This is a genomic window from Falsirhodobacter sp. alg1, from assembly GCF_000739715.2.
Classification (GTDB): domain Bacteria; phylum Pseudomonadota; class Alphaproteobacteria; order Rhodobacterales; family Rhodobacteraceae; genus Falsirhodobacter.
Window position 1 is genome coordinate 1 of sequence record NZ_BBJC02000070.1, and the last position, 682, is coordinate 682.

1 protein-coding gene and 1 pseudogene are annotated in these 682 nt (G+C 58.4%); one reads left to right on the plus strand and one right to left on the minus strand.

From position 1 onward, the window contains the following. Nucleotides 1-118: 118 nt before the first annotated feature. Nucleotides 119-473 (minus strand): annotated as a pseudogene (locus tag TR36_RS14225) (PhnE/PtxC family ABC transporter permease); the annotation flags it as partial. On the opposite strand from TR36_RS14225, the gene TR36_RS15605 reads away from it, so the two are divergent. Beyond that, nucleotides 417-682 (plus strand): lyase family protein (locus tag TR36_RS15605; protein WP_255357370.1); only part of this gene is annotated, 266 nt, incomplete at its 3' end. The pseudogene TR36_RS14225 and the gene TR36_RS15605 sit on opposite strands and share 57 nt — an antisense overlap.

Here is a 682-nt window from a genome sequence, read left to right on the forward strand (position 1 = left end):
GGAGATCCGATCCCTGCGTTCGGTGTCGACTCAATATCGATGAAAATGGTGTGCCCGTTGGAATACGGGCACACCTGGTTCGCGGGTGAACGGGTGACGCTATCCGGTCACGCCGGTATTAGCCTTTGATCAGCCGACGGCGGATCCAGCCGGAAATGCCGTCCCATCATCATGACCATCAGGATCACGAGAATGATGTAATAGGTCACATCTTCCCAATCCTTCTGGGTCTGAATGGCCTGAGTCAACAAAAGGCCGATCCCGCCACCCACGATAGCGCCGATGACGGTCGCGCCACGTGTATTCGACTCCAGCATATAGAGGATCTGGCTGGCAATCACGGGCATTACCTGCGGGATGACGCCAAAACGGCCGCGCTGCAGGGCATTTGCCCCGGTTGAGCGCAAGCCCTCGACCTGCTTGCTGTCGGTGGTTTCCAGAACTTCGGAAAACAGTTTGCCGAAGCTGCCGGTACCGAGACCGACAGCTTCGGCCCGCTTGAAGTTCCCGCCGACAAATACTGGGGCGCGCAGACACAGCGATCCATCCAGAACTTTCCGATCGGCTGGGAAAAACAGCCCGTCGCGATCATTCGCGCCCTTGGTGTGATCAAGAAGGCCTGCGCCCTTGTGAACAAGGCGCAGGGCGATATGGACGCCGAAATCGCGGATACCATCGCCGC